The 3,953-nt window shown below is 36.5% G+C and carries 4 protein-coding genes and 1 pseudogene; all 5 read right to left on the minus strand.

Annotated elements, in window-relative coordinates; all coding sequences use genetic code 11:
* Window positions 1-115 precede the first annotated feature (115 nt).
* Entirely contained in the window at window positions 116-1,012 is an 897-nt protein-coding gene (locus ACY65O_RS14615; RefSeq protein ID WP_462221597.1) for a Gfo/Idh/MocA family oxidoreductase, read from the minus strand.
* A gap of 89 nt (window positions 1,013-1,101) precedes the next feature.
* Window positions 1,102-1,674 (minus strand): acyltransferase, encoded by a 573-nt coding sequence (locus ACY65O_RS14620; protein ID WP_462221598.1) that lies wholly within the window; start codon window positions 1,672-1,674, stop codon window positions 1,102-1,104.
* A gap of 3 nt (window positions 1,675-1,677) precedes the next feature.
* Window positions 1,678-2,544 (minus strand): annotated as a pseudogene (gene rfbA / locus ACY65O_RS14625) (glucose-1-phosphate thymidylyltransferase RfbA).
* Window positions 2,545-2,568: 24 nt separating this feature from the next.
* Window positions 2,569-2,964: a four helix bundle protein gene (locus ACY65O_RS14630; RefSeq protein WP_462221599.1), complete on the minus strand. Its 396-nt coding sequence runs from the start codon at window positions 2,962-2,964 to the stop codon at window positions 2,569-2,571.
* A gap of 60 nt (window positions 2,965-3,024) precedes the next feature.
* On the minus strand, window positions 3,025-3,953 hold a 929-nt coding region (gene rfbB / locus ACY65O_RS14635), incomplete at its 5' end, for a dTDP-glucose 4,6-dehydratase (protein WP_462221600.1).

The raw sequence follows: 3,953 nt of genomic DNA on the forward strand, positions 1-3,953 counted from the left end.
ATTATTTTTAAGACCGCAAATATACCATGAACAGCTTAATATTTTAGATTTATAACGTATAATGTAAATTGAAACGGCTATTATGCAGGTGGTGTTGATTTAGTTGAAGAAGGGGTTATTTCGTATTTCTTATATCATGCACCACTTGAATAGCCGCTTTGGTTTCACTCATAGGAAAACCTCTGCCCGCAATTATTTCGCTGTAGCTTTTTGTATGCAATTCTGTAAACCCATCGCTGAATTCAAAGGCTTCGCCATCTATAGTTAACATTCTGTAAGTGCGTTTGCCTGCTGCTTTTACACCGGCAGGTAATACATTGGCATCAATACTCAGCATCCAGTTTACGGTTGCTTTTTGTAATACTAAATTTCCAGCTGCGGTACTGGCAGTATGTTGTATTACATTATTTTCTTTTACCTCTCCAAAAATCCACATGAGCATATCAAAAAAATGTACACCAATATTGGTGGCAATACCTCCACTTTTTTGTATATCACCTTTCCAGCTTGTGTGATACCAGTTGCCCCGGGAAGTAATGTACTGTAAATTGATATTGTATTTTTTATCGGCAGGTGCACCATCAATTTTTTGTTTTAAAGCAATAATTGCAGGATGCAGGCGCAATTGTAAAATAGTATAAATATTTTTACCCGTTTCTTTTTCAATTTCTAAAAGTGCATCAATATTCCAGGGGTTAAGTACAATTGGTTTTTCGCATATAACATCGGCACCAATGCGCAGGCCAAAGCGTATGTGTGCATCGTGTAAATAATTGGGGCTGCAAACACTTACATAATCTGTTTTAGTGCCCAGCCTTTTTTGTTTTTCCAAATGGCGGTCGAACCTTTCAAACTCTGTAAAAAAATCTGCCTGTGGAAAATAACTGTCTAAAATACCCACCGAATCGTGTTTATCTAAAGCTGCCAGTAAATTATTGCCGGTTTCTTTTATTGCCTTCATGTGGCGTGGTGCAATGTATCCCCCTGCTCCTATTAATGCAAAATTTTTCATGCAGATTTTGTTTAGATGTTTTGGTTTAGAAAGTTTAGGGGTTAGGGGTTTAGAGGTTTAGAGTATTTTACAGCATCCGAACTAAACTTCTAAACCATTCTTTTTACTTCATTATTCTCTAAAATATATTTTTGTTTACTTTCTTCGCAAACGGCAATATTATTTTCATTAAATTTTAATTTGTAGCCGTACTCACTCATCCAGCCGGTTTGCCTGCCAGGGTTACCAATAATTAATGCATACGCAGGCACATCTTTTGTAACCACAGTACCGGCACCGATAAACGCAAAACTGCCAATGGTATTGCCGCAAACTATTGTTGCATTGGCACCAATGGATGCCCCTTTTTTTATCAGCGTAGTTTTAAATTCGTTTTTACGGCTTACCGCACTGCGGGGATTTATTACATTGGTTAATACCATGCTGGGGCCTAAAAAAACATCATCCTCACAAATTACACCTTCGTAAATGCTTACATTATTTTGTACCCGTACATTATTGCCTAAAACAACTTTGGATGATACGACTACATTTTGCCCCAGGTTACAATTATTACCAATTACAGCGCCTGACATAATGTGAGAGAAATGCCAGATTTTTGTACCCTCTCCAATGATACAATTGTCGTCAATTATTGCTGTAGGGTGTGCAAAATATGCCATGAGTTAGTTTTGTTCTGCAATTTTTTTTAAGTACTCGCCATAACCGCTTTTCTTTAAATCTTCTGCCAGTTTTACTAAATGTTCTTTAGTAATAAATTTCATGCGCCAGGCTATCTCTTCGGGGCAGCCGATTTTTAAGCCTTGCCTTTTTTCTACTACCCTTACGTATTCGCCTGCGTCGCTTAACGATTCAAAAGTTCCTGTATCTAACCATGCAAAGCCACGGTTGAGCACAGCCACTTTTAATTTTTTCTTTTTAAGATAAGTATCATTTACTGTGGTTATTTCATATTCGCCCCTTGCACTTGGTAGAATGTTTTTTGCAATATTCACCACCTCATTATCATAAAAATACAAACCTGGTACGGCATAATTACTTTTTGGTTTTAGTGGTTTTTCTTCAATGCTTAATGCGTTAAAATCTGCATCAAATTCTACTACCCCATATCTTTCCGGATCGCTTACCGGGTAAGCAAAAATAACTGCACCATCAGGATTTACGCTTTGCTGCAGTAATTTGCTAAAGCCACTGCCTTAAAAAATATTATCGCCTAATACTAATGCCACACTATCGGTACCAATAAATTTTTCGCCAATTACAAACGCCTGTGCCAGGCCGTTAGGCACTTCCTGCACTGCATATTCAATAGTGCATCCCCACTGGCTGCCATCTCCTAACAATCTTTTAAACTGTGCCTGATCGTCAGGTGTTGTAATTATTAAAATTTCTTTTATGCCTGCCAGCATTAATGTGCTTAGCGGATAATAGATCATTGGCTTATCATAAATGGGCATTAATTGTTTGCTTATTCCCATGGTGATGGGGTACAATCTTGTGCCTGAGCCGCCTGCTAAAATAATTCCTTTCATTGATTTAGTTTAGAAGTTTAGGGTTTAGAAGTTTAGGAAGTTTAAGAAAGACAGAAACCTTGTTTTTTGTTGAGACTTTCTTAATCCAGCAATTAGCAAAGTTTGTTTTTCAATCAAATCTCTGCCTTCTGAATAATTTTCGTTTGCTAAGTATCCTAAATCATTTGATATAATTAAATCATTCAATAATTCAATTGTACTACTGTAAGCAATTGTACTAAAGTGTGATTGATCTTTTGCTGTTTTACGGGAAGTTCCTTCTGCAATATTTGAGGCAACTGAAATAGCGGCTCTTCGCATTTGAGATATAATACCAAATTTTTCTTCTGATGGAAAATGCTTAGTAGATTTATAAGTCCATACTGCTAATTGGCGTGCATGTTGCCAGCAATCTAATTTTTCAAAAGAGTAAACTTTCATATATTTTACTTTTATAAAAGTGATAAATATTTTTATGCTGCAGACTAAACATCTAAACGCCTAAACGCCATACTGTTTGTTATAATATTTCTGATAATTCCCGCTGGTAACTTCTTCCAGCCATTTTTCGTTTTCAAGATACCAATCTATTGTTTTACTAATGCCTTCTTCAAATTGTAAAGATGGCATCCAGCCTAATTCATTTTTTAACTTAGTGGCGTCAATAGCATACCGCAAATCGTGGCCAGCCCTGTCTTTAACATAAGTAATTAATTTTTCTGAAGTTCCTTTTTCTCTGCCCAATTTTTCATCCATTTGTTTGCACAATTCTTTTACCAATGCAATATTGGTCCATTCGTTGTGGCCGCCAATATTATAGGTTTCCCCAACTTTACCGTTATGAAAAATTACATCGATGGCCCTTACATGATCTTCTACAAAAAGCCAGTCTCTTATATTTTCTCCCTTGCCATAAATGGGAAGGGGTTTATTATTGATGATGTTGAAAATACAAAGCGGTATTAATTTTTCGGGAAAATGAAATGGGCCGTAATTGTTGCTGCAGTTGCTGATTTTTACGGGCATTTTATACGTGTGATAAAATGCACGAACTATATGATCGGACGACGCTTTAGATGCAGAGTAAGGGCTGCGTGGGTCATAAGCAGTTTCTTCAGTAAAAAAACCTGTTTCTCCCAATGAACCATACACTTCATCGGTAGAAATATGATAGAATACTTTATCAGTAAAATTATTGTTCCAGCTTTCTTTTGCAACCTGCAATAAAGATGCTGTACCCAAAACATTGGTGGTAATGAATGCCAGCGGATCGGTAATTGATCTGTCCACATGGCTTTCGGCAGCGCAATGCAATACCGCTGTAAAATTGTATTGCTTAAAAAGGCTCCTTAATAATTCAAGATCGGTAATATCTCCTTTTACAAAATTATAATTGGGTTTATCTTCTATATCTGTTAAGTTTTCTAAAT

This window comes from Ferruginibacter sp. (genome assembly GCF_031430955.1).
In the GTDB taxonomy this organism is placed as follows: domain Bacteria; phylum Bacteroidota; class Bacteroidia; order Chitinophagales; family Chitinophagaceae; genus Ferruginibacter.

Coding starts and splice junctions, on each gene's coding strand:
- ACY65O_RS14620 (WP_462221598.1), bottom strand. CDS start 1,674: ATGGCATATTTTGCACACCCTACAGCAATAATTGACGACAATTGTATC.
- ACY65O_RS14615 (WP_462221597.1), bottom strand. CDS start 1,012: ATGAAAAATTTTGCATTAATAGGAGCAGGGGGATACATTGCACCACGC.
- ACY65O_RS14630 (WP_462221599.1), bottom strand. CDS start 2,964: ATGAAAGTTTACTCTTTTGAAAAATTAGATTGCTGGCAACATGCACGC.